The 22,279-nt window shown below is 45.3% G+C and carries 24 protein-coding genes, 2 tRNA genes and 1 riboswitch; of the genes, 14 read left to right on the forward strand and 12 right to left on the reverse strand.

Annotation, left to right across the window (positions count from 1 at the left end; all coding sequences use genetic code 11):
• Both HY805_02820 and HY805_02825 read right to left on the reverse strand, forming a co-directional pair.
• Positions 1 to 277: hypothetical protein (locus HY805_02820; GenBank protein MBI4823149.1), on the reverse strand; the 277-nt coding region annotated here is incomplete at its 3' end.
• A gap of 113 nt (positions 278 to 390) precedes the next feature.
• On the reverse strand, positions 391 to 1,098 hold the full coding sequence (locus HY805_02825; GenBank protein ID MBI4823150.1) for a hypothetical protein: 708 nt from the start codon (positions 1,096 to 1,098) through the stop codon (positions 391 to 393).
• Between the two features lie 243 nt (positions 1,099 to 1,341).
• Here HY805_02825 and HY805_02830 point away from each other — a divergent pair, with 243 nt between their 5' ends.
• Complete coding sequence (locus tag HY805_02830) at positions 1,342 to 1,698, forward strand: helix-turn-helix domain-containing protein (protein ID MBI4823151.1); 357 nt, start codon at positions 1,342 to 1,344, stop codon at positions 1,696 to 1,698.
• Here HY805_02830 and HY805_02835 read toward each other — a convergent pair.
• From HY805_02835 to HY805_02865, 7 genes are all read right to left on the reverse strand, one after another.
• Positions 1,695 to 2,459: an AAA family ATPase gene (locus HY805_02835; GenBank protein ID MBI4823152.1), complete on the reverse strand. Its 765-nt coding sequence runs from the start codon at positions 2,457 to 2,459 to the stop codon at positions 1,695 to 1,697. The genes HY805_02830 and HY805_02835 overlap by 4 nt on opposite strands.
• 45 nt (positions 2,460 to 2,504) lie before the next feature.
• Complete coding sequence (locus HY805_02840; protein MBI4823153.1) at positions 2,505 to 2,879, reverse strand: PIN domain-containing protein; 375 nt, start codon at positions 2,877 to 2,879, stop codon at positions 2,505 to 2,507.
• On the reverse strand, positions 2,863 to 3,102 hold the full coding sequence (locus tag HY805_02845; GenBank protein ID MBI4823154.1) for a hypothetical protein: 240 nt from the start codon (positions 3,100 to 3,102) through the stop codon (positions 2,863 to 2,865). The genes HY805_02840 and HY805_02845 overlap by 17 nt, the downstream gene beginning before the upstream one ends.
• A gap of 98 nt (positions 3,103 to 3,200) precedes the next feature.
• The gene (locus HY805_02850) at positions 3,201 to 3,902 is read right to left on the reverse strand and encodes a hypothetical protein (protein MBI4823155.1); all 702 of its coding nucleotides are present in this window, start codon (positions 3,900 to 3,902) and stop codon (positions 3,201 to 3,203) included.
• Positions 3,903 to 4,703, reverse strand: a complete 801-nt coding sequence (gene panB, locus HY805_02855; GenBank protein MBI4823156.1) for a 3-methyl-2-oxobutanoate hydroxymethyltransferase — start codon at positions 4,701 to 4,703, stop codon at positions 3,903 to 3,905.
• A 33-nt stretch (positions 4,704 to 4,736) separates the two neighbouring features.
• Positions 4,737 to 4,812: transfer RNA gene (locus tag HY805_02860), tRNA-Glu, on the reverse strand.
• A gap of 8 nt (positions 4,813 to 4,820) precedes the next feature.
• Positions 4,821 to 4,891, reverse strand: a tRNA-Gln gene (locus HY805_02865).
• 148 nt (positions 4,892 to 5,039) lie between these two features.
• Between HY805_02865 and HY805_02870 the strand changes: the two genes are divergently transcribed.
• Both HY805_02870 and HY805_02875 read left to right on the forward strand, forming a co-directional pair.
• Positions 5,040 to 5,846: a hypothetical protein gene (locus HY805_02870; GenBank protein ID MBI4823157.1), complete on the forward strand. Its 807-nt coding sequence runs from the start codon at positions 5,040 to 5,042 to the stop codon at positions 5,844 to 5,846.
• A complete protein-coding gene (locus tag HY805_02875) occupies positions 5,843 to 8,422 on the forward strand; it encodes an AMP-binding protein (GenBank protein ID MBI4823158.1) in 2,580 nt (859 codons plus the stop codon). Before HY805_02870 ends, HY805_02875 begins: the two co-directional genes overlap by 4 nt.
• An 89-nt stretch (positions 8,423 to 8,511) precedes the next feature.
• Here HY805_02875 and HY805_02880 read toward each other — a convergent pair whose 3' ends face one another.
• Positions 8,512 to 9,732: a cytochrome C gene (locus HY805_02880; protein ID MBI4823159.1), complete on the reverse strand. Its 1,221-nt coding sequence runs from the start codon at positions 9,730 to 9,732 to the stop codon at positions 8,512 to 8,514.
• A 227-nt stretch (positions 9,733 to 9,959) separates the two neighbouring features.
• Between HY805_02880 and HY805_02885 the strand changes: the two genes are divergently transcribed.
• The 8 genes from HY805_02885 (at position 9,960) to HY805_02920 (ending at position 16,447) form a co-directional block, all read left to right on the forward strand.
• On the forward strand, positions 9,960 to 10,397 hold the full coding sequence (locus tag HY805_02885) for an MOSC domain-containing protein (protein MBI4823160.1): 438 nt from the start codon (positions 9,960 to 9,962) through the stop codon (positions 10,395 to 10,397).
• A complete protein-coding gene (locus HY805_02890) occupies positions 10,394 to 10,873 on the forward strand; it encodes a MogA/MoaB family molybdenum cofactor biosynthesis protein (GenBank protein ID MBI4823161.1) in 480 nt (159 codons plus the stop codon). Before HY805_02885 ends, HY805_02890 begins: the two co-directional genes overlap by 4 nt.
• Entirely contained in the window at positions 10,870 to 11,592 is a 723-nt protein-coding gene (locus tag HY805_02895; protein ID MBI4823162.1) for a cytochrome c biogenesis protein CcdA, read from the forward strand. Before HY805_02890 ends, HY805_02895 begins: the two co-directional genes overlap by 4 nt.
• 2 nt (positions 11,593 to 11,594) lie before the next feature.
• Positions 11,595 to 13,625, forward strand: a complete 2,031-nt coding sequence (gene fdhF / locus HY805_02900) for a formate dehydrogenase subunit alpha (protein ID MBI4823163.1) — start codon at positions 11,595 to 11,597, stop codon at positions 13,623 to 13,625.
• Positions 13,612 to 14,643 (forward strand): 4Fe-4S dicluster domain-containing protein, encoded by a 1,032-nt coding sequence (locus tag HY805_02905; protein ID MBI4823164.1) that lies wholly within the window; start codon positions 13,612 to 13,614, stop codon positions 14,641 to 14,643. The genes fdhF and HY805_02905 overlap by 14 nt, the downstream gene beginning before the upstream one ends.
• Positions 14,640 to 15,443: an FAD/NAD(P)-binding protein gene (locus HY805_02910; protein MBI4823165.1), complete on the forward strand. Its 804-nt coding sequence runs from the start codon at positions 14,640 to 14,642 to the stop codon at positions 15,441 to 15,443. The genes HY805_02905 and HY805_02910 overlap by 4 nt, the downstream gene beginning before the upstream one ends.
• 126 nt (positions 15,444 to 15,569) lie before the next feature.
• Entirely contained in the window at positions 15,570 to 16,139 is a 570-nt protein-coding gene (locus HY805_02915; protein ID MBI4823166.1) for a hypothetical protein, read from the forward strand.
• An 11-nt stretch (positions 16,140 to 16,150) separates the two neighbouring features.
• Positions 16,151 to 16,447, forward strand: a complete 297-nt coding sequence (locus HY805_02920; protein ID MBI4823167.1) for a hypothetical protein — start codon at positions 16,151 to 16,153, stop codon at positions 16,445 to 16,447.
• Here HY805_02920 and HY805_02925 read toward each other — a convergent pair.
• Together HY805_02925 and pabC are read right to left on the reverse strand one after the other, a co-directional pair.
• The gene (locus HY805_02925) at positions 16,437 to 16,610 is read right to left on the reverse strand and encodes a hypothetical protein (protein MBI4823168.1); all 174 of its coding nucleotides are present in this window, start codon (positions 16,608 to 16,610) and stop codon (positions 16,437 to 16,439) included. The two genes, HY805_02920 and HY805_02925, sit on opposite strands and share 11 nt — an antisense overlap.
• A gap of 201 nt (positions 16,611 to 16,811) precedes the next feature.
• Positions 16,812 to 17,705 carry an aminodeoxychorismate lyase gene (pabC, locus tag HY805_02930; GenBank protein MBI4823169.1) on the reverse strand — a complete coding sequence of 298 codons (894 nt, stop codon included), beginning with the start codon at positions 17,703 to 17,705 and terminating at the stop codon, positions 16,812 to 16,814.
• Positions 17,706 to 18,317: 612 nt separating this feature from the next.
• Positions 18,318 to 18,500, forward strand: a riboswitch (cobalamin riboswitch).
• Positions 18,501 to 18,678: 178 nt separating this feature from the next.
• Between pabC and HY805_02935 the strand changes: the two genes are divergently transcribed.
• From HY805_02935 to HY805_02945, 3 genes are read left to right on the forward strand one after another with little or no spacing between them, the layout of a single operon-like run.
• Positions 18,679 to 20,178: a cobyric acid synthase gene (locus HY805_02935; protein MBI4823170.1), complete on the forward strand. Its 1,500-nt coding sequence runs from the start codon at positions 18,679 to 18,681 to the stop codon at positions 20,176 to 20,178.
• Positions 20,172 to 21,131, forward strand: a complete 960-nt coding sequence (gene cobD / locus HY805_02940) for a cobalamin biosynthesis protein CobD (protein ID MBI4823171.1) — start codon at positions 20,172 to 20,174, stop codon at positions 21,129 to 21,131. The genes HY805_02935 and cobD overlap by 7 nt, the downstream gene beginning before the upstream one ends.
• Entirely contained in the window at positions 21,128 to 22,171 is a 1,044-nt protein-coding gene (locus HY805_02945; protein ID MBI4823172.1) for a threonine-phosphate decarboxylase, read from the forward strand. Before cobD ends, HY805_02945 begins: the two co-directional genes overlap by 4 nt.
• Positions 22,172 to 22,279 lie beyond the last annotated feature (108 nt).

Consider the following 22,279-nt stretch of genomic DNA (forward strand, 5'->3'; position numbering starts at 1 on the left):
CGGACTCAAAATCTGAGGTCTTTTCAAAATTTCCAGCTATTGCCAGTTCCTGCTCATATGCCTGTTTTGAAATCGTGCAAAGCTGAACCTTTGCCTTCTGGTAATTTGGGTCTAAACTTAGACCACTCAAATATTCCTTAGTAGCGCTGTAATAGCTCCCTGTTTTTAAAAGTTCATCACCTCGTTTTGTTGCCTTATATGCAGGTGAACATCCAAAGAAAAAGGCTGAACAAATTACAAAGAACACCACTGCCCCAAAAATTCTCAAAGGCTTCATATTGCCCTCCTATAAAGCTATAATTTTCCATGGTCTCAATTTGGTTAACCCCCTTTTTTCTCTAACACTTCTACAAAATAAGCTAATTACCACTGACCCCTAAAAATGGCCCCTTATTCTATCCTTATCCTTTCTGTGGATACATACGGCTGATAAGAATATCTAATTACTGCCTCTGTGTTCCTGTCTAACATTATCATAAGTTTTTTGCACGAGGAAGAACTTGATACCCCAAAAGTAGCAAGCCCAGTACCAACCTTTGAGGACCCCAAACATTTTTCATACATATATATCTCTTCTTTATCATCGGCGGACACAGTAGTAGGCGCTCCAAATAATTCAACTACATCAGATTTCGTGCTTTTGCCGTTTATCAGTTTTGCAGTATTCTCCTCGTTTACAGGGTCATCGGGATGGTAGGAATATGTCTTTACTATATCATTCTTATCAAGCATTATCGCAAGCTGTTCACATGCTGTTTCACTTTTAGCAGTAGCACCTCCAGCAAATAGTCCCACTATAGGGATAAAGCTTGCAGCACTAGCTCTTGATTTTGTTTGTGTTTTGCACTGCCCATATACATATATCTTATCATCTCCAGATGTTATAATTGGAGCCATTCCGTAGAGTATTTCTCCGGACGGCATTCCAAACAAAAAGATAACATCAGATTTCGTGCTTTTGCCCTTTATCAACTGGGTAATATTTTCTGTTCTTACCGGGGTGCCATGCGTTTGAACTATTCCCATGCAAGCATAAGTTAACAGAACTATTATGCTTATGCCAAACCGCACCACATTCCTAATTATTTTATCTGCCATTTTGCTGTCCTTTCTGTTGCTTTCTATGTATTATTCCCTCTATTTTGATTTGGTTGTTGGAAAAACTTGACCCTCCCATACTCCGTCAAAGATTATCTGTCAGTTCCCACCCCCCTTAATAGCTATCTATAGCCTATGAGCCAGAACTTGGAGGACAATATCATAAATAGTCTAAGATTGTCAAGAAAAATATAGCCTATTGTCTATTAATTAAATTAGGGTTTTCTTTTATTCTCTATAAATATGGAGACTACCAGACTTCTTAAGACCCTCGGAGACAAAATCAGAACAGTAAGAAAGGCAAAAAAGATTTCACAGGAAAAGCTCGCAGAGCTTTCAGGACTTCATCCAACATATATCAGCGACATTGAAAATGGCAAGGTTAACGCCTCTATATATAGTTATTACATGATAGCGAATGCCTTGGGGACACCCCTCTCAGAGCTTCTAACCCTTCCATCTGATAAAATTAAAAGAAAAACTGAAAATGAAATAGCGGAGATATTAACCCTGCTCCGAGGGTTAAGCAGAAAGAAGCAGGCAATTTTACTGCCTGCCATAAAAGGGCTTATCTCAGGGTTAAGGTCTGCTAAATCTTAAGGAATCTCCATGGAATCAAGTATCTCAAAAACTGCCTTCATAGAGGAAGTCTCGGAAGGAAGCTCAATTATCGGCTTTCCACTAAGGTCATAGTCAAAAATAGCACTGTCTTCAGGAAGAATGCCTGCTACATGAAGACCCAAACCTCTGGCATAGTCAACAAGCTCACCGCCTCCTTCACGAACCCTGTTTATTATAAGTGCCATTTTGCCGATATCGAGCCCAAGCTCATCAACAAGGCTGTTTATTCTTTTTGCAGTCTGTATTCCTCTAACAGTTGGGTCGCTTATAATTAAAAGAAGGTCAACCTTATGTGTTGTTCTTCTTGAGAGATGCTCCATGCCTGCCTCATTGTCAATGACAACATAGGGATATTGCTCTGAAAGCTTATCAGTGTATTTTCTTATGATATTATTTGCCGCACAATAACAGCCCGGTCCTTCGGGCCTTCCCATAACAATGAGGTCAAACCCCTTTGCCTCAATCACCGACTGCTGAACCTGATAATCAAAAAGCCCCTCCATGCTCATACCACCGGAACGGTCTTTGCCTGCCCTTATGGTCTGAAGGGATTCCTCCCTCATTCCGCCAACTGTCTGATGGACACTAACCCCTAATGACTCATTAAGACATGAGTTACTGTCAGCATCAACTGCAAGCACAGGGCTTTTTCTTTTCTCGATGAGGTATCTTACTGTGAGTGCGGCGATTGTGGTCTTACCTGTTCCACCCTTACCAGCCAATGCTATTACGAATGCCATTGTTTATTTTAACATATCACCCTTTTTCTTAGAGAAGACCTTGCACTACCCTAAATTAATAATCTTAACTCCTTTCCCGCGATACAGCTCAAAATGAGAGTCCATTGTATAGATCTCCTTACACCCAGCCTCAAGCAAAGAGCAGAGGATTAAGACATCCAGTCCCGGCATACCTGTAACATGGGCAATATGGCTCGCCTTTAAAGCAATGTCTTTTGTAATCGGAACTACCAATACCGATTTTTCAATATCCTCAATAACCGTTTTCCATCCTTCAAATCTCTTCTGAAGCAGTTTTCTCTGTAGCTCATACAGCACAACAGCGGATGTTACAATTGGCTGATTTTCCCAGACATCTATGGCAGAAGGGTGCTCATTTTGAAGTGCAAAGAAAAAGCCTGTATCAACTCCTGTGAACATCTGCCGCGGTTCTTTCCTTATGAAGTTCTTTCCATTTACCCAGAGGTTTCTTTTCTGTAATCACTTTCAGGACATGTCTGCGGGCATCCTTACTTTCGGATATATCAAGGGATTGTTCAACTGCCTCCCGTATAACTGTTGAAAGGGGAATCTTTTGTATCTTTGATTTCGTTCGCACAGCCTCTAATGTTTCATCGTTCAGATAAATGCTGATATTTGGCATTATGCACCTCCTTGTATTATATTACTAATATAGTATAAGATTTCACAATCTGTCAACTGCAGGGAATCTGACTAAAGCAGGGGCAGGGTCAACACTCTTCACCCCTTCCTCAAAGTCCTTAATCTTGCTATCTCTTCCTGATACCCATAGATATGGGCACCTGCAGAATAGGCATACATTGGCCCGTTTTTAAGCCCTGTCTCTCCTGAGACGAATTGTTTTAAAATCTCGATGCCTCCAAGATTCGTTGGAAACCCTGCCCATAAATCCCATGACCTGAAATATGCACTGACCGTAAGTGTATCAGGCGGTATGACCTTGAAATCGAGGAGTCTCAGGCATGGCGGGTCGAGCTTTCCATCGTTTCCTATGCAGACATCTAAATCTTGAGGGGTTGCTATCTCAATGACTGCCTGATTTGTAAGAGGAGTTTCCTTAAGGATCTCCATAACACGCTCAAGTTGTGTCCCACCTTTTGGCATCTTTGAGTGGATTCTCGATGCATACTTATAAGTCTCGTTTTCAGCAAGCTCAGGGTCCATGAGGTAGTTGGCAAAATAATCCTCTATGTATTCCTGTGCAGTTGGTGGAGGGATGTTTGAGTTAGGAGGCATCTGAGGCACCATGTCATAGTAAGGATGCTCGATATAAACTGCGATTCCTGAATACTGAAGCCGATATTGCTCTTTCTCAAATGAGCCTTTCTGAATCCTCTGCTCATAGGCATGGTCAAAGAGGTTATAGATAAGCTGAAACCAAGCATCGGATATTGTCTTTGCTATGAGGAAAAATGGCTGCACTTATTTAAAGCTTTCGCTTTCCGAAGGGAATATGCCTTTTTCGACATCTTCTTTGTATGCCTTTATAGCATTAAGCGACATCTCTTTCAGATTTACATATCTCTTCACAAACCTTGGCACGAACCTCTCGAATAAGCCTAATATGTCATGTAGGACAAGCACCTGACCATCACAGTGCGGTCCTGCTCCAATGCCAATCGTTGGTATGGTGAGGGTTTCTGTGATTTCCCTTGAAAGCTCTATTGGTATTGCCTCAAGCAAGAGTGCGAATGCACCTGAATCCTCAACCCGCGATGCCTCTTCGAGAAGCCTTTTTTGAGCCTCTTCTGTTTTGCCCTGAACCTTATATCCACCCATTCTGTGTATGGACTGGGGTGTAAGCCCTATGTGTGCCATGACAGGTATATCGGATTTAGTCATAGCCCTTATTTGCTCGACGACCTCTCTGCCTCCTTCTATTTTTACGGCAGATGCCCCTCCTTCTTTAAGAAACCTGCCTGCGTTTCTTACTGCATCGGATATGCCTGTCTGATATGACATGAAAGGCATGTCTCCTATGACCATTGCATTTTTCACTGCCCTTACAACCATCTTTGTATGATATAGCATCTCATCCATCGTAACAGGAAGTGTGTTAGGAAGCCCCTGAATGACCATTCCTAAGGAATCTCCAACCAATATAGCATCCATGCCTGCCTCATCTACAATCTGTGCAAACGGATAGTCATAGGCAGTGAGCATGGTTATCTTTTTTCGCTCCTGCTTTTTCTTTAAGAAATCCTGAACAGTTATTTTTTGCATCGGAGTTAATTATAACATTAAAGGCAGTGAGTTTGGCGGTCCCAACGGGATTCGAACCCGTGTTTTAGCCTTGAGAGGGCCACGTCCTAGGCCTCTAGACGATGGGACCAATTCTCACTGGGGAGAGAGGATTCGAACCCCTATAAGCAGATCCAGAATCTGCCGTGTTGCCTTTACACTACTCCCCAAAATCATTTTGCTATATTTTGAGTTTAATCTCGTAAAAAATGACGCATATGGGATTTTTAAAATCTATCCGCAGGCTAATTTTACCTTTTTTAAATCCCTGCGGTCAATACTTGATAGTCTTTCCCTATTAGCTTAAAATATCCTCAGATGGAGATAAAAAGACTACTTCGGAGAATCAGTAAAAGACTTTTTGATGAATTAACTAAAGAGGTCTTTGTTCCATTTAAGCCATCTGCCCTGCAACTTCCACGGGGCGCAGGCGGAGACAGGACATATCCAATAGATAAAAAGGCAGAGGAGATTATAATCTCAGGGCTTGAGGCATCAGGCATTCCCCTGAGCATACTTTCAGAGGAGGCAGGACTGATAGAGCTTAAGGGCGGTGGAAAGACTGTTCTCATAGACCCGATAGATGGAAGCAGAAATGCAGTGTCTGGAATACCTTTTTACTGCACATCCATTGCAATAGCAGATGGCAACAAGGTTAAGGACATAGAGCTTTCGTATGTAATAAACCTCGTAAACCACGATGAGTTCTGGGCTCAAAAGGGCAAAGGTGCTTTCTTAAACGGTAATCCCATCTGCACGCAGAAAGACGATGAGATGAGGCTTTTAGCCTATGAGGCTCAGGTGCCAGGAAGAGATATTCCGAAAATAATCCCCCTTCTTTCAAAGTTTCATAGGACCCGATGTCTCGGTGCAACTGCACTTGACCTTGCTTATCTTTCAGAAGGAGGCATAAGCATTTTTGTAACTCCATCCCTTTCAAGATGCTTTGACTTTGCAGGCGGATGGCTTCTTGTCAAAGAAGCAGGTGGCATATTCACCGACATCGAAGGCAAAGAGGTCAGCGATATAGAGCTTTCCCTTAAAAAAGCCACCTCGATATTAGCCTCTGGCAATAAGATGCTTCACGAAAAGGCACTGACTGCTCTTAAAAAACCCCTGCTATGAACAAGGTTATTTCCATTAGCCTTTATAAACACGAATCTGGCAGGACTGCATTCAATTACTATAAGGAGGGATGGCACACCATTACATATGGAGAGTTCATGGAAAAGACAACTGCCCTCTCCTCATATCTTATAAATAAAGGGATAAGGAAAGGACAGAAGGTAGCCATAATCTCGGAAAATAGGTATGAATGGTGCTCTGCATTTCTTGCAATAGTTTCCATAGGGGCTATCTCGGTTCCAATAGATGTCAGCCTTACACCGGATGAGATTGATGCAATCCTCATGGACTCAGAGACAAAGCTTATATTCCATAGTGAGCAGGCACAGCCTCCACGAGGATTCGAGCCTACCTTAAATTTCGACTCAAAGGAATTTGCCTTAGTTGTCTCGGCTAAGCCTCCTTTTCCTCATGTAAACGAAGACGACATAGCGGTTTTGGTTTATACATCAGGCACAACAGGCATTCCAAAGGCAGTGATGCTTACTCATAAAAACCTATACTCAGACATAGATGCCCTTATAAAGGCAGGGGTTATAGATAAAGCTGACAATGTGCTTTCAGCCCTTCCCCTTCATCATACATATGCCCTTATGTGCACATTCCTTCTGCCTATATCTCTTGGAGCAGAGATAACTTATCCAAGAAGTCTTAAAGGCCCCGAGCTTGTCTCCGATATAAAGGAAAAAGCAGTCACTATATTTATCTCAGTGCCGAGGATGCTTGAGCTTATAAGGCAGAGGCTTATGGAGAGGCTTCGGAAACAGGCATTCCCTATTAAATGGCTTTTGATTTCGGCTTTTTGGCTTTTTAGCAGGCTAAGAAGAACATGGGATATTAATATAGGTAAGGTTATCTTTAGTCCTGTTCACAGGGCATTTGGAAGGCAATTGAAGTTCATAGCATCTGGCGGGGCAAGGCTTGAGCCTGAGGTAATGAAAGACCTCGAGGCATTGGGCTTTACTATACTTGAAGGCTACGGTCTTACAGAGACATCTCCTGTAGTGACATTTAACCCGTCCCAAAGGAGAAAGCCCGGCTCAGTAGGAAAACCCCTTTCATCTGTTGAGATAAAGATAATAAACCCCACATCTCAAGGTGAAGGAGAGGTTGCCATAAAATGCCCTATGCTCATGAAAGGCTATTATAAAAACCAGAAGGCAACCGATAGTGTCATTAAAGACGGCTTCTTACTGAGCGGAGACCTCGGCTATTTAGACACAGAAGGCTATCTTTTCCTTACAGGACGTAAAAAAGATCTGATAGTCCTTTCATCAGGGAAGAATGTTTATCCAGAGGAGGTTGAAAGGCAATATAGCAGTATCTCCCTTATTAAGGAGCTCTGCGTTATGGCAGATGCAGGCAGACTAAAAGCAATTATAGTGCCTGATATGGAATATGCAAAAAAGGAGCAGATTGGTAATATAAATGAGGCATTAAGATGGCAGATTAATATGGTCTCACAGAAACTCCCTCCTCATATGAGGCTCCTTGGATACACCCTTTATCCTCAAGCACTTCCAAAAACACCAATTGGCAAATTAAGAAGGTTCATGATAAAAGACCTTTTAAAAGCAAAACTACCCATGCCTGAGGAGGACAGGACACTCACACAGGATGAAACAGGCAGAAAGGTCATCGAATGCCTTATGCCTCTTCTCGAGGAGAGGAGATATGTTCAATCAAAAGACAATCTCGAGCTTGACCTTGGATTAGATTCCCTTAAGAGGCTTGAGCTTATCGTCTCTTTGGAGAAGGCATTGTCAATGAAACTTCCAGAGACCCTTGCCTCAGAGGTCCAGACAGTCCAAGAGCTAACGGAAAAATTACGCTCTCTTAAGGCAATTCCCTCTCTATGGCAGGAAGCACCGACCCTTGACCTCCTAAAAGCAATTATCGAAAAAGAGCCAGACTATGAAGAGAAAAAGAAGGCTGGATTTAAAAGAACTGCCTTTGAATGGCCCCTTACAGCACTTACTGCAAGCATCGTAAAAATCCTCTTCAAGATATTCTTCAGGCTTAAGATTAAGGGAATCGAAAACCTTCCTGCAATGCCTTTCATCATAGCATCGAACCACACAAGCTATCTCGATGGCTTTGCCATCGTAGGAGGCATTCCGCTTAAGATTTTAAAAAACCTTTACATTCAGGGCTACCAGAGATACTTTAGGGGAAAACTAACCTCTGTCTTTGCAAGGCTTAGCCATGTAATACTCATAGACCCTGAGACTTATCTTAGTAAGGCAGTCCAGCTTTCAGCATATGCCTTAAAAAAAGGCGGATGCCTCCTTATATTTCCTGAAGGAGGAAGGTCATTTGATGGAGAGCTTATGCCATTTAAAAAAGGCATAGGGATTCTTTCGGTTTTACTTAATGTGCCGGTTGTTCCTTTAAAGGTAAGTGGCACATTCAAGATACTTCCAAGAGGTGCAAGGATTCCAAGATGGGGCAGGATAACCCTTACATTCGGCAAACCCATCATGCCGCTTGAGGTTGATTTATCCAAAAGACCAGAGGGGATGGATGAATATCAGTTTTTTTCCGATATGCTGAGAGATATAATAGAAAGGACTTAGGTTTTACTCCGAGACTGCTCATAACAAATGCCTCGGGGTGATTTAAAAGTGTGAAGGGGCGACTAAAGTCGCCCCTTCTAAAAAAAGTATTACTTTTTCTCCTTCCTTAATGCCTCTGCCTCATCCTTTATCTTTTGGAGTGTTTCTTTCAGCGGAGCCCAGCCATACCAGTGCATATAGTCAGGGTTCATGTGGAATGCACCCTGAAATGCCCTCATCCTGTATTCGAGGAACATGAGATAAAGGTCCTGCTCTATAGAGGTTTTTGCCTCATAGAACTGTAAAAGGTCAGGTGCAACAGTCCATGTATCAGGCTTCTTAAGCACCCCGTCTTTATAAAGCCCCTGCACCTCTCTTATAGCGTTTGCAAAAACTAAATCAGCATCCCTTATAATCATATCACCTGCCTCAAGCTGTGCCTTTGCATATCCCGCACCATGACAGCCACTACAGACCTTGAGCATCTTTTCTCTTTCCTTTGCGAACTCCTCTTTTGTAAGCCTTGCGACCTTGCCTGCCTTTACAACCTCAAGTCTTTCTGTTGGGTTTCCTTTATCGTCGAGCACACCTAATGCCTGAAGGATGGTAACCCTGTCATTAAGCCAGCCTTTGTCCTCCTCTGGAAGCCTGAGTGCAAGAAAACCCCATGCAGTCATAACGGCATGGTCTCCACCGGGCATATGGCATGTCTGACATGTAGGTGCCCTTTTGCTTTTACTGCCTTCTATCTGCCAGATTGTGCCGTGCTTTGATGTTGACCACATCTCCCATTGTGGATGGTCAAAGCCCATATGGCAGGTCTGACATGCCCTCGGGTCAAGTGCCTCTGCCTTCTTAAACGCATGTCTCGTATGGCAGGAATCGCACTGGGCATTTCCATAACGGTAACTATGTCTTTCAGGTTCAGGCTTTATGCCAACCTTGTGGCATCCTGAGCATCCCTTGTAGCCTGTGCCAACGACTGCCTTTGGCTGTTGGGTCCACATAGGCATTGAAATGGCTGCTATCCATGCCAGATGATGCTTTCCTTCCTTAAATTGTCCTGCCTGCTTTGAATGACAGCCTTCGCATGTCTCAGGAGTGGGCATTTTTGCCCGATGAGCATCATCCATCTTGCTATGCTCATTGCCATGACATGTCGAACAATCAATCCCTGCCTTTGACATCTTTCCTTCGAGATGCTGTTTCACAATGCCGGGTGTGACCTTCTTATGGCATTCGATACATACGCTTTTTGCAGTTCCTGCCTGGGCTATGCCTAATAGGGCAAGGACAAACCCGATTGTTATAAAAATCTTTAGATACCTCATAAACTCCTCCTTTTAATCATACTTTTAAAAATCTGATTTCTGTTAACTGTAATCCTCCTTTCCTGCTCAAACTTACCTCCTCTAAGCTAAAGCCTCCAGACTTAATTAAAGTAAATATTCACACATTAAACTATGATTTAAATCATATTACATACCAGTAGGTTTGTAAATCTGTTTTCTGTGTTAAAATGAAGCTGATAAAAAGGGAGCTTGACGCTATTGGGATAATGATTAAAGGAAAGGTCATCTCCATAAATATAAGCAAAGCTAAGGGAATGCGCAAGAGCCCTGTGAGTGAGGTAACTATACTTCCTGACTTTGGCATCCAAGGCGATGCCCATGCAGGAGGAGACCCTAAAAGGCAGGTAAGTCTTCTTGCTTTAGAAAGCATAAAGAAGATGAATGACCTTGGGCTTAATGTATCTGCAGGGGATTTTGCCGAAAACATAACCACTGAGGGCATAGACCTCCTTAAGCTTTCAGTCGGAACAAAAATGCTTATAGGCGATATTGAGGCAGAGGTAACTCAGATAGGAAAAGAATGCCATAGAAGATGCTCTATCTATTATCAGGCAGGTGACTGTATTATGCCAAAAGAGGGAATATTCGTTAAGATATTTAAAGGAGGAAGCCTAAAAGTAGGGAGTAGGATAAGGATAAAATGACTGCCGCTATACTTACATTAAGCGATAAAGGCTCAAAGGGTAAGAGAATGGATGAAAGTGGCCCCATAATCAGGAATATGCTTAAAGGCATTGGGTTTGAGGTCAAACACTATAAGATTCTTCCTGATGAAAGAAACCTGATAAAGAATGCCCTTATTAAGTATTCAAAAAAGGTAAGTCTTATCATAACAACAGGAGGCACAGGCTTGAGCCCAAGAGATGTAACGCCAGAGGCAACCAAAGAGGTTATAGATAAAGAAGTCCCTGGCATTTCTGAGGCAATAAGGCTTTACGGAGTCAAAAAGACTAAAAGGGCAATGCTTTCAAGAGGGGTGGCAGGCATAAGGGATAAGACCCTGATAATAAATCTTCCTGGCTCTCCAAAGGCAGTCAAAGAAGGCATGACCGCTATCATAGATGTTATCCCTCATGCAGTTGAGAAACTGAGGGGAAGTTGCATCGAGTGTGCAAGATGAAAGATATATCCTATTCTTTAACATTCCTTTCAGGTGTGTTGTCTTTTCTTTCGCCCTGTGTCTTACCCCTCGTTCCATCATATGTCTCATATATAACAGGCGTGTCTTTCGAGGAACTCACAAGAGGACAGAACCGCCAGAGGATAAGAAGGCTTACTATTAAGAATTCCCTTGCCTTTATAGCAGGCTTCTCTATGGTATTCATTCTGCTTGGAGCATCCACCTCACTCATAGGTCAACTGCTTTATGATTATCAGGACTACTTAAGGATAGCAGGTGGCATTCTCATAATCGTGTTTGGGCTTTTTATAGCAGGCTTTCTAAGGCTTGATTTTCTAATGAAGGAAAAGAAGTTTCACATACATGGAAGACCCATGGGCTATATAGGCTCATTTCTCATAGGCATGACCTTTGCAATAGGCTGGACTCCATGCGTAGGGCCAATATTGGGCTCGATACTGCTTTATTCAGGAACAAAGGGCTCGGCAGTATATGGCATCAAACTTCTTACGGTCTATTCGCTTGGTCTTGCTATCCCTTTTTTCATGTCATCGCTTGCCATTAACACCTTTTTAAGCCATACAAAGGTCTTCTATAAGTTCATGAGGGCAATAATGATTCTAAGTGGCATTGTCCTTATAATCTTCGGGATAATCCTGATTACAGACAGGATAGGTGTTCTTATGTCACTTTTTCCTGATATTGGAGTAGAATTTTAGCCATGGAAAAGTTTCTAACAGTGTGCCCATATTGTGGATGTGGATGTGGTATCTATCTTCATGTGGAGGGCAGAAGGATTACAGGTGTTTCTTCAAGCAGAAACCATCCTGTCAACAGAGGCAGTCTCTGCGTTAAAGGCTGGAACTCCTATGAATTCGTCCAACACCCTGAAAGGCTTCGTTATCCAATGATTAGGGAAAATGGCTCTCTGAGAAGGGCGTCATGGAAGGAAGCCTTAGGGACAGTGGCTGAAAGACTCAATCGCATAAAGAAGACCTCTCAAGCAGAGTCAATCGGAATCCTGAGTTCTGCAAAATGCACTAATGAAGAAAACTACCTCATGATGAAATTTGCAAGGGCAGGGGTTGGCACAAACAACATAGATCACTGTGCAAGGCTCTGCCACTCCGCAACATTAGGCGGACTTTCGGTTGCATTCGGAGCAGGTGCAATGACGAACTCCATAAGCGAGATAAGGGATGCACGCGTCATATTCGTTATTGGCTCAAATGTCACAGAGCAGTATCCAATGGTTGGGCGACACATGCTCGATGCAGTTGACAGGGGTGCAACCCTTATAGTGGCTGACCCGAGAAGGACACAGATAGCAGAGTTGAGCCATCTTCATCTCAGGCATAGATGTGGAACGGATGTTGCACTTTTGCTTGGCATCATGAATGTCATTATCGAGGAAGGTCATGTCGAAAGGGAGTTCGTAAGGAGAAGGACCGAGAATTTCGATGCCTTCGAGGCACTCCTTAATAGTTATCCGCCTGAGACTGCCGAAAGGATTACAGGCGTTAGTGCAACCGATATAAGACGGACGGCAAGGATTTATGCCACTGAAAGGCGCTCCATGCTTTTTTACTCGATGGGCATAACACAGCACATAACAGGCAGTGACAATGTCAGGGCATGCGCTGACATTGTAATGCTAACCGGACATATCGGTCTTCCGATGTCTGGGCTTAATCCCCTCAGGGGTCAGAACAATGTTCAGGGTGCATGCGATATGGGTGCACTGCCTGATTTCTATTCAGGGTATCAGCCTGTCTCTGACATAAAGGCAAGGAGAAAGTTCGAAAGGGCATGGAGGAGGAAACTGCCTGAAACTCAGGGGCTTACGCTAATGGAGATGCTTAATGGAAATGTAAAGGCAATGCTTATAATGGGAGAAAACCCCGCACTTTCAGACCCTGACCTGAGCCATACGAGGCATCGCTTCGAAGAATTAGAATTTTTGGCTGTGCAGGATATTTTCTTTTCAGAGACATGCACATATGCAGATGTCATCTTGCCATCGGCATCGTTTGCCGAAAAAACAGGCACATTCACAAACACAGAAAGAAGGATTCAGCTCCTGAGAAAAGCAATTGAGCCTCCGGGAGAGGCAATGCCTGACTGGCAGATTATATGCGAGCTTTCAGGGCTTATGGGCTATGGGATGCACTACAGGGACACCTATGAGATAATGGAGGAGATTGCACTTCTTACCCCATCTTATGGAGGCATAAGGCATCACAGGCTCGAAGGAGGATTTGGCATTCAGTGGCCATGCCCAGACATCTCACATTTAGGCACAGCTTATCTACATAGGAAAAAATTCGCAAGAGGACTTGGCTCTTTCATAACAGTTGGCTATAAGCCTCCGTCTGAGGTTCCTGATGCCCAATACCCGTTTTTGCTTACAACAGGAAGGCTCTCTTTTCAGTATCACACAGGCACGATGTCAAGAAGGACATGTGTCCTAGAAAGGGATGAGCCTATCTGTAAGATAGAGATAAACCCAGAGGATGCCCTGACAATAGGCATAAAGGATAAATCTCCTGTTAAAGTGTCTTCGAGAAGGGCAGAGATAAAAGCCTTTGCAGAGCTCACTGAGAGGGTCCCTAAAGGAACGGTCTTTATACCCTTTCACTTCAGGGAGTCAGCAGGGAACCTTCTTACGAGCCCGGCATTAGACCCATGTGCAAAGATACCTGAGCTTAAGGTGTGTGCAGTAAAGGTGGAGGCATCCGATGAGCATCATTAAGAATCGTATACTTGAGAAGAACTATCTTTCTTACTGGTTAAGACAGCTAAGAAACAATATGAGGCTTATTGCACCCCTTAGGCAAGGGGGAGAGGATATCGTGTTTACTGAAATCCAAAACATACATGAGATAGCTCTTGACTGCCCTACATCCCTTCCCTCGCCAAAGGAGTTTCTTTTTCCGCAGTTTGAGCCTTTTCTAAGGAAAACAGGCTCAGGTATTTCAGACCTCAAAGACAGCTCAAAGAGGGTAATATTCGGAGTAAGGAGCTGTGATGTCTCGGCAGTGAACATTCTTGACAGGTTTTTCCTCAGAGGCTTTAAAGACCCTTATTATGCCTCAAGAAGGGAAAACACCTTTTTTATCTCCATAGTCTGTGGCAAACCGGATGAGACATGTTTCTGTTCGGGCTTAGGCACAGGTCCTTATTTAAAGAAGGGATTTGATATACAGCTTTATGACCTCGGAGACAGATACCTTGTGCAGTCAGGCTCCAATGAGGCAGAGCACTGGCTTAACCGTTATTCATTCCTTATGAGAAACCCTGACAAGACAGACCTCGAGGACCTCTTTGAGATAGAGCTGAGCTCAAAGGCAATGTTTCAGAAAAGAATAAGCCTTGGCTCGGCAAGACAGGCGATACTTTCAGGAAATGTAAAAGATGACTTCTGGCAGAAGGTAACGGACAGGTGCTTTGAGTGCGGTGGGTGTGTGTATGAATGCCCTCTATGCACATGCTTTACAGTCATAGACAGGACATATGAAGATGAGATTGTGGAAAGGGCAAGGCTCTGGGATTCGTGCTTATTTAAAGGCTTCACAAGGCTCGCAGGAGGCATCATCCCAGGAGATAAAAGGCTTTTGAGGACAAAAAGATGGTTTTTCCATAAGCTCATCCACTACCCTGAGACATTGGGCGCCTATGGATGTGTTGGTTGCGGAAGATGCACCATTACCTGCCCTGCAAGTATAGACATGGCAAGTGTCCTTATAAATATGAAAGAAGAGATAAGTTGACACGGAAAAATAACATATATATGCCCTCTGAGGCAGTTATCGAGGAGGTTATCTCCCTCACTAAAGATGTTAACCTCTATACTATGAGGACAAAAAAACCCTTCTCATGGAAGTCAGGACAGTTCTTCATGGTATCCCTCTTTGGCTATGGAGAGGTGCCAATATCAGTGACATCCTCCATGGATGAGCCACTTAAGTTCTGCATTAGAAAAGTTGGATATGTAACAGCCGCGATTCATGAAATGAAGGCAGGCGAGAGTGTAGGAATCCGAGGCCCTTATGGAAATGGATTCCCACTCGATATCTCTAAAAACAAAGATGTCATTCTGATGGCAGGAGGTCTGGGCATAGCGCCTATAAGAGCACTTATATATGAGATTATAAAAAACAGAAAGAACTATAGAAATGTCTTTCTTGTTTATGGCTCGAAAACACCCGATGATATAATCTATAAATCGGAGACCGAGGTTTGGGCAAAATCCATGAAGGTTATCCTTACGGTTGACAGAAAAAACGACAAATGGACTGGCAGAGTAGGAGTAGTTACAGGGCATCTGGATAAGGTAGATGTCGATTTCCCGAATGCCACTTCTTATATATGTGGTCCTCATTTAATGATAGAGGCTGGATTAAAAAGCCTTTCTGAAAAGGGCATTCCTCCTGAAAAAATCGTTACCACATTGGAGGCACACATGAAGTGCGGAGTTGGCAAGTGCGGACACTGCTATATGAAAGAAAAATACATATGCACAGAAGGCCCTGTGTTTACTATGAAGGAGCTTTCCCCTGATTTTATCTAAAATCTATCAAAATCTAAAATTATTTTCCGCTTGACAAACTTATCCCGCTGTGATACATTGAAAAATAAGCACAGTTTGTGCTATAGTTAAAAATAGATTAATTCAGATAAGGAGGTATGTGTGATAATGCAATCAAACAAGGTGCAAATCATTGGTCAATTGGAAGAATTCGTCAAAAAGTCTGAGAAGCTCGGTAAGTATCCGAGCAGTACAGCCATGAGTATGCTTTCAGTGTTAAAAATTGTTGCAGAGGGGCTTACAGATGATGAACCGTCAGACCTGGATTATATTACGGAACACCTTGAGGAAATCTTTCACAGGCAAATGAATCACTTGCAGCTTTCCCAAGCATCGCTAGGGACTTATATTTCCAGGGTACGGCGAATTATCAGTGATTTCAAAACATATGGGCAGAATATAAAAGCATTCCATGCATGGAAGCCCAAATTGGTTCAACGAGTTGCTAAAAGAACTCAGTCAGAAGCTTTGAGCACTGTTCCTTCAATGCCTTTGCCCCAGCAAATTAGTAGCACTCAGAAAAATATGAGAACCCTGGTGTGGTCGTTGAGACCTGACCTTGTTATCCAAATTCAACTTCCAGTAGATTTGAATAAGAATGATGTGACCCGCCTAAAAAAGCTCCTTGATTTAGAGGTTGAGCTTACACCGAGCAAAGAGGACGAAACAGGAGGCTAAGAGGGATACTTATGAAGGTAAAAGGTGAAGGTGAAAGTTTTTTAGATGTTGATGTATCTTCATTATCGCATGAGCATTTAGTTGAGGTCATTAAACAGCTGGAAGGTAGTGCTCATATAACATTAAGAAAGAAGGCTCAAAAAGAACTTGTTAAGAGGCTCAAAGCTAAAGGATTTAGCAATAAAAGAATTGCTATGCTCCTTGTAAGCAATATTTACGGTAAAAGAAAAAGATTAGCTATAATTGAAGATTGGGCAGAAGCTTTAGAGATATCTGAAAATGAATTTATAAAACTTATTAGTGGGTAACAGTTTCACGGACACGTGGGGTAGATTTCTTTTCTTTTTCTTCAGCTTCCATTAAAGCCTTTAGTAATTTTTCAGCTGGTTGGACAATAATTTCTTGATAGTAATTATATTTGAGAGGGAGCTTTTTTGAGCTTATACTTCTTTTCTTTTTTACATTCTTCATATAGACCCTGCTATCTTCTCCTCTCCTTTCCCTTGCCCCTTCTGGCTCTGAGGATGCCCGCCAGTCAAGAGACCATCTTATTTATACCATACCATAGTTAGGCAAATAAGTAAATATGTCCATAATCCGATGCAATCTCTTGGTTATGGATTATGCTGAAAGGCATAGGATAAAACTCTCTCTATTAAGCCTGTAATCCTGTTAGTCATTATATCCCCAAAGCGAAGGCCCCTTTGATTTTATATTCTTCACATATGCCCAGACCTCCTGCCTGTATGCCTTATGAAGAAGTTTCGTAATCTCTCCAACACTATATTTTTTTTCATTCACCTCCGAGACAGGCATCACCTCCATTGTGGAATTTGTAAGGAAGACCTCATCCGAAGAATAAAGCTCCTCTTTAGGAAACTCACCCTCTTTTATCCTGATTGCCTCCTTAAGTGCAAGCTCTATGACGATTCCCCTTGTAATGCCATCTAAGATTCCACATTCAACCGATGGTGTGCAAAGTATGCCATTTTTAAGGAAAAACACATTGCTTATCGTGCCTTCTGCGAGCATGCCATCTTTATTAAGCATCAGTGCCTCGTATGCATTATTTTTTATAGCTTCTATCTTAGCCATTATGTTATTCAGGAAGTTCAGGGATTTAATCTGAGGGTTAAGTGCCTCCTTTAGGTTTCTCCTTGTCTTTGGGATTATTATCCTGATGCCTTTTTCATAGAATGCCTTTGGGTATTCCCTGAAAGGCTCTGCGATTATAACGAGGGTTGGTGTTGGGCATAGCTCGGGGTCAAGGCCTAAGGCTCCATGCCCCCTCGAGACAGTCAGCCTGACATAGGCATCCGTAAGGTTATTTGCAGAAAGGGTCTCATAAATCTTATTCTTCAGAGAGTCTGAATCATCCGGGATTGTAATGCCTATCGTATCTCCTGAGCGATAAAGCCTCCTTATATGCTCATCCAACATGAAGACCACTCTGTCATAGACCCTCATTGTCTCATAAATGCCGTCTCCATAGAGAAACCCATGGTCAAAAACAGACACCACTGCCTCATGCCTTGGCACAACCTTATCGTTCAGATACACATACATGAATAAATTATATCATTAAACCATTTTACTGTCCCGCCAAAATGATAATGTCCTAAATAAAAATCGTTGCCATCTCCCTTTTTTATATGTTCAATTTCATTTCCCTAAGTGCTTGAATTATCTTCATTTTTATCGTTAGAGCATTCAATCATGTTCATTTTGTTCAAATAAGCTGTTTTGTCATCTATAGCATAAGCCTTGAACTTTAGCCTTTTTTCTTTTGAGATTTTTTTATTCATAGTTTGACCTTCTCATGAAAATATACACACCCAAGATAAAAAAGTCCTCTAAAGTAGTTTAGAGAAGTAGTTTAGAGAAACTGTTTCGCCCTGACGAGCCTTTGTCATTCCGACTTGTTCGGAATCCTTCTCCTCCCCTGTCATTGCGAGGGCTTTGCCCGAAGCAATCTCAGCCTGTCATTCTGAATCCTGTCCTGAACTTGTTTCATGGATTATTTCAGAATCTCTTGAGACCCGGAATTAAGTTCAGGGTGACAAAAATGGGGTTTTTAGACAGGCTCCACATCCCATATTTTGATTTGGCAAGAATAGGACATTTCTAATTTGGCTTGATGAGGCAATTCGGTTTCTTGACTTATACCGGCTAATCTGCTTTAATAGACTCAGTACGGGTGCCCTTCGGGGCGTGATAGGGAATCCCGTTAGAGTCGGGAGCGGGCCCGCCGCTGTAACCGGGGACGAAACTCCTACCGGCCACTGTCCTGTGTGGATGGGAAGGCAGGGGAAGTAGAACGAGCCGGAAGCCAGAAGACCTGCCTGTACGCCATGCAATGCGCATGGCTGGTTGCTGGAGCACTGTGCTCCGGCGAAACCGGGCGGACTTTTTCAGAAAAAGTTCCGCTTCGGCAGCCTCCGCGTGGAAAACAGAGGACGGGGATCAAGTAAATCAGGGTGCAGTCCCCGGCGGCAGAAATGCCGCCGGGGACTTTTTATTTGGAGGCGAAAGAGTTAGATTGGATGCGAAAGAGTTAGATCTGTCGGGCGGGGCTTTAATGGTGCAGGGCACATGCTCGGGGGCTGGAAAGAGCCTCCTTGTGGCAGGGCTCGCGCGGATACTGGCCGACGAGGGCATAAGCGTTGCCCCCTTCAAGTCCCAGAACATGTCCCTTAACTCCTTCATCACCTCCGAGGGCGCCGAAATCGGCAGGGCGCAGGCCCTTCAGGCCGAGGCTGCAAGGATAGAACCCACCTCTGACATGAACCCGATACTTCTTAAGGCCACGGGCGAAAGCGGTTGCCAGGTCGTCATAGGCGGCAGGGTACATTCGAACATGACCGCAAGGGAGTACTACACCTTCAGGGACAAGGCATGGAAGTACGTCGAGGCAGCATACGCGAGGCTCAGCAGCAGGTACGACCTCATACTTATAGAGGGCGCTGGGAGCCCCGCAGAGATAAACCTCCGGGAGGAGGAGATAGTCAACATGCGGGTGGCAAGGCATGCCCGTTGCCCGGTGCTCCTTGTGGGCGACATAGAAAGGGGTGGGGTCTTCGCCTCGTTCTACGGCACAGTGGGCCTCCTGGACGGCGACGCTGAATACATCAAGGGCTTCGTGATAAATAAGTTCCGGGGCGACAAGGACATACTCACCCCTGGGATAGACTTTGTCCGGGAGAAGACAGGAATTCCGGTGGTGGGCGTGATTCCATATATAAGCGGGGTGGGACTCGACGAAGAGGACGGCCTTTCGCTCTCGACCATCGGATGTTCCCCCGGGGGGCAGAGCATCAGGGTCGTTGCGGTCAGGCTGAACCGCATCTCAAACTTCACGGACCTCGCCCCCTTCAGATATGAGCCGGATGTAGAACTGATAATATCGAACAACCGGAGCGACATCGAAAACGCCGACATCCTCGTGATCCCGGGCTCAAAAAATACCGTAAGTGACCTCGTAGCCCTTAACGAAAGCGGCGTGGCCCGGAATATCAGGAACGCGGCGGCTAAGGGCATGCCTGTCGTTGGCCTATGCGGCGGGTACCAGATGCTCGGAAGGAGGATCTCTGATCCTCTGGGTGTTGAGGTCCCGAAGGGAGAGATGGAGGGGCTTGGCCTCCTTGATGTAGAGACCGAGCTTCAGGGCGAGAAGATTACGTCGCAGACCATTGCCGAGACTTCCCTTTTCGGCTGCGGCGATAAGCTTCGCGGCTACGAGATACACATGGGCAGGACGACCGGGGACACGGGGTTATTCAAATTCCGCCGCCTGCTATCGGGCGAGTCCGTTGGCGACGGCTCGATGAAGGGCAACGTCTGGGGGACGTATCTTCACGGCATCTTCGACAACGACGGCTTCAGGGCCGCCGTGCTCAACGAGATAAGGAGTAAAAAAGGGATGCCCCTGCCCAATGAGCAGGTGGAGTACTCAATGATCAGGGAGGAAAACCTGAACCGCTGGGCCGCGTGCCTCAGGAAGCACATCGACATGGATTTCATATGGGGGCTCCTGTGCTGAGCCCGATAGAGCTTCTGCTGGCTTTTTCCCTGGACGCCGTTGTGGGCGATCCGAAGTGGCTGCCGCACCCTGTGCGGCTAATCGGGAAGGCTGTAGAGAAGGGCGAGGAGTTATTGCGGAATAAAATGGACGGGAAGGCTGGAGGCGTGGTGCTTGCGGCAGGGATAGTAGTTACAACGTTTGTCGTCATGCACTTCCTGGTTCTTTTGCTGAGAGCGCCCTCAAGCGGATATATGAAGCTTATTGGCTCAATGGCCGTTGTCTTTCTTGCCTCCACCACGCTTGCCCTAATGGGGCTCATCGGCTCGGTGCGCGACGTTTACATGGCCGGCAACATTGAGGAGGCGAGACTCAGGCTCTCACACATAGTGGGACGTGACACCGGGGACCTCGGCGAGGACGGGGTGCGCAGGGCGGCCATCGAGACCCTTGCCGAGAACACATCCGACGGCGTGGTAGCACCGCTATTCTACCTCGCTCTTGGAGGCGTGCCCCTCGCCATGGCGTACAAGGCTGTGAACACGCTCGACTCGATGGTGGGCTACAGGAATGAGCGATACATGGAGTTCGGCTGGGCCTCGGCGAGGCTGGACGACCTCCTGAATTACATCCCCGCCCGTCTTACGGGGCTTTTGATAGTCGCGGCGGTATTTGTGCTTTCCGGTTTCAGCAAAGAGGAGGCCCTGCGTGCCTTCAAGGTGATGCTCAGCGACGGGCGCAAACATACGAGCCCCAATGCCGGCTATCCCGAGGCGGCGATGGCCGGGGCACTGAACGTGCGCCTCGGCGGCCCTTCGACCTATGGCGGAAATTTGATAGAAAAGCCCCTGATATTCGCCACGGGCAGTGCGGACTACGGCAGCGCGGGGCCATATGCTCTCAAGATAACTTTTGCCGCCTCGGCCCTTGGCGTTTTCGCGGCCGCTTGCGGCCTTCTCTGGTGGGGAGCATGAGCCACGGCGGCGATGTGTACAGGATTGCCGAACGGCTTGGCGTTCCCGAAAGAAGGGTGATGGATTTCAGCGCGTCGATAAATCCGCTTGGGATGCCTAAGTCCTCAATCAAGGAGATAAAGAAAGCGATGAGCTCTCTCGGAAACTATCCGGACCTCGATGCCGGTATCTTTGCCTTGAAGGTGAGCGACCGCTTCGGCCTTGAGCCAGGGCGCGTGCTCGTTGGAAACGGAAGCACCGAGCTCATCTATCTCATCCTCCGCGCGCTCAGTCCGCACAGGGTCCTCGTCACCTCCCCGGCATTTTCCGAATATGAGCGGGCCTCGCGGGCGGCTGGGGCGAAGGTCTTTTTCCTTAAGGTCAAAAGAAAAAACGGCTATAGGATAGAGCCCTGTGAGTACATAAATGCTATGAAGGGAGCCGACCTCGCGTTCCTGTGCAACCCCAACAACCCCACGGGCGATGTGCTGGAGCGCGATGAAGTCATGGAGGTTGCCAAAAGCGCCCGGAGGGAAAAGTGTCTTCTTGTCGTGGACGAGGCTTTTATCGACTTCGTGCCCGGGGCCTCGGTGCTCGGGGTAAGGGACAACCCCTATCTGATAGTGCTTCGTTCCATGACAAAATTTTACGCCATGGCGGGCTTGAGGCTTGGTTTCGGATACTTCCCGGCGGGGGTTGCCGGAAGGTTAAGGGCGTTCAAGGAGCCCTGGAGCGTAAACACACTGGCCGAGCGCGCGGGGGCCGCCGCGCTGGACGACACCAAACATGCACGCATGACCTTTGAACTCATGGATGCCGAGAAACGTTACCTTGAAAAACGGTTGGGCAAAATTGGGCTCAAGTACTATCCTTCGCGGGTGAACTTCTATCTGATTGAGACCGGCAGGGCCAATGAAGTCGTCTCGGGTTTGTTAGATAAGCGGTTGCTCGTCAGGGACTGCTCGAATTTCAGGGGCTTGGGAAATGGGCACATCCGGATCGCAGTGAGGTCGAGAAGGGATAATGCGATGCTTCTGAACGGGCTTTCAGATGTGCTTTGATGCGAAGGAAGGCTTCCCCCAATGCTGCCCAAGGGAAGTCAAGACTGATAGGCATTCAGAAACAATAGGGACAAGTACATTTTTGAAGGCACTAACTTTTAAACCTTC

This window comes from Nitrospirota bacterium, assembly GCA_016207905.1.
Classification (GTDB): Bacteria; Nitrospirota; Thermodesulfovibrionia; order Thermodesulfovibrionales; family JdFR-86; genus JACQZC01.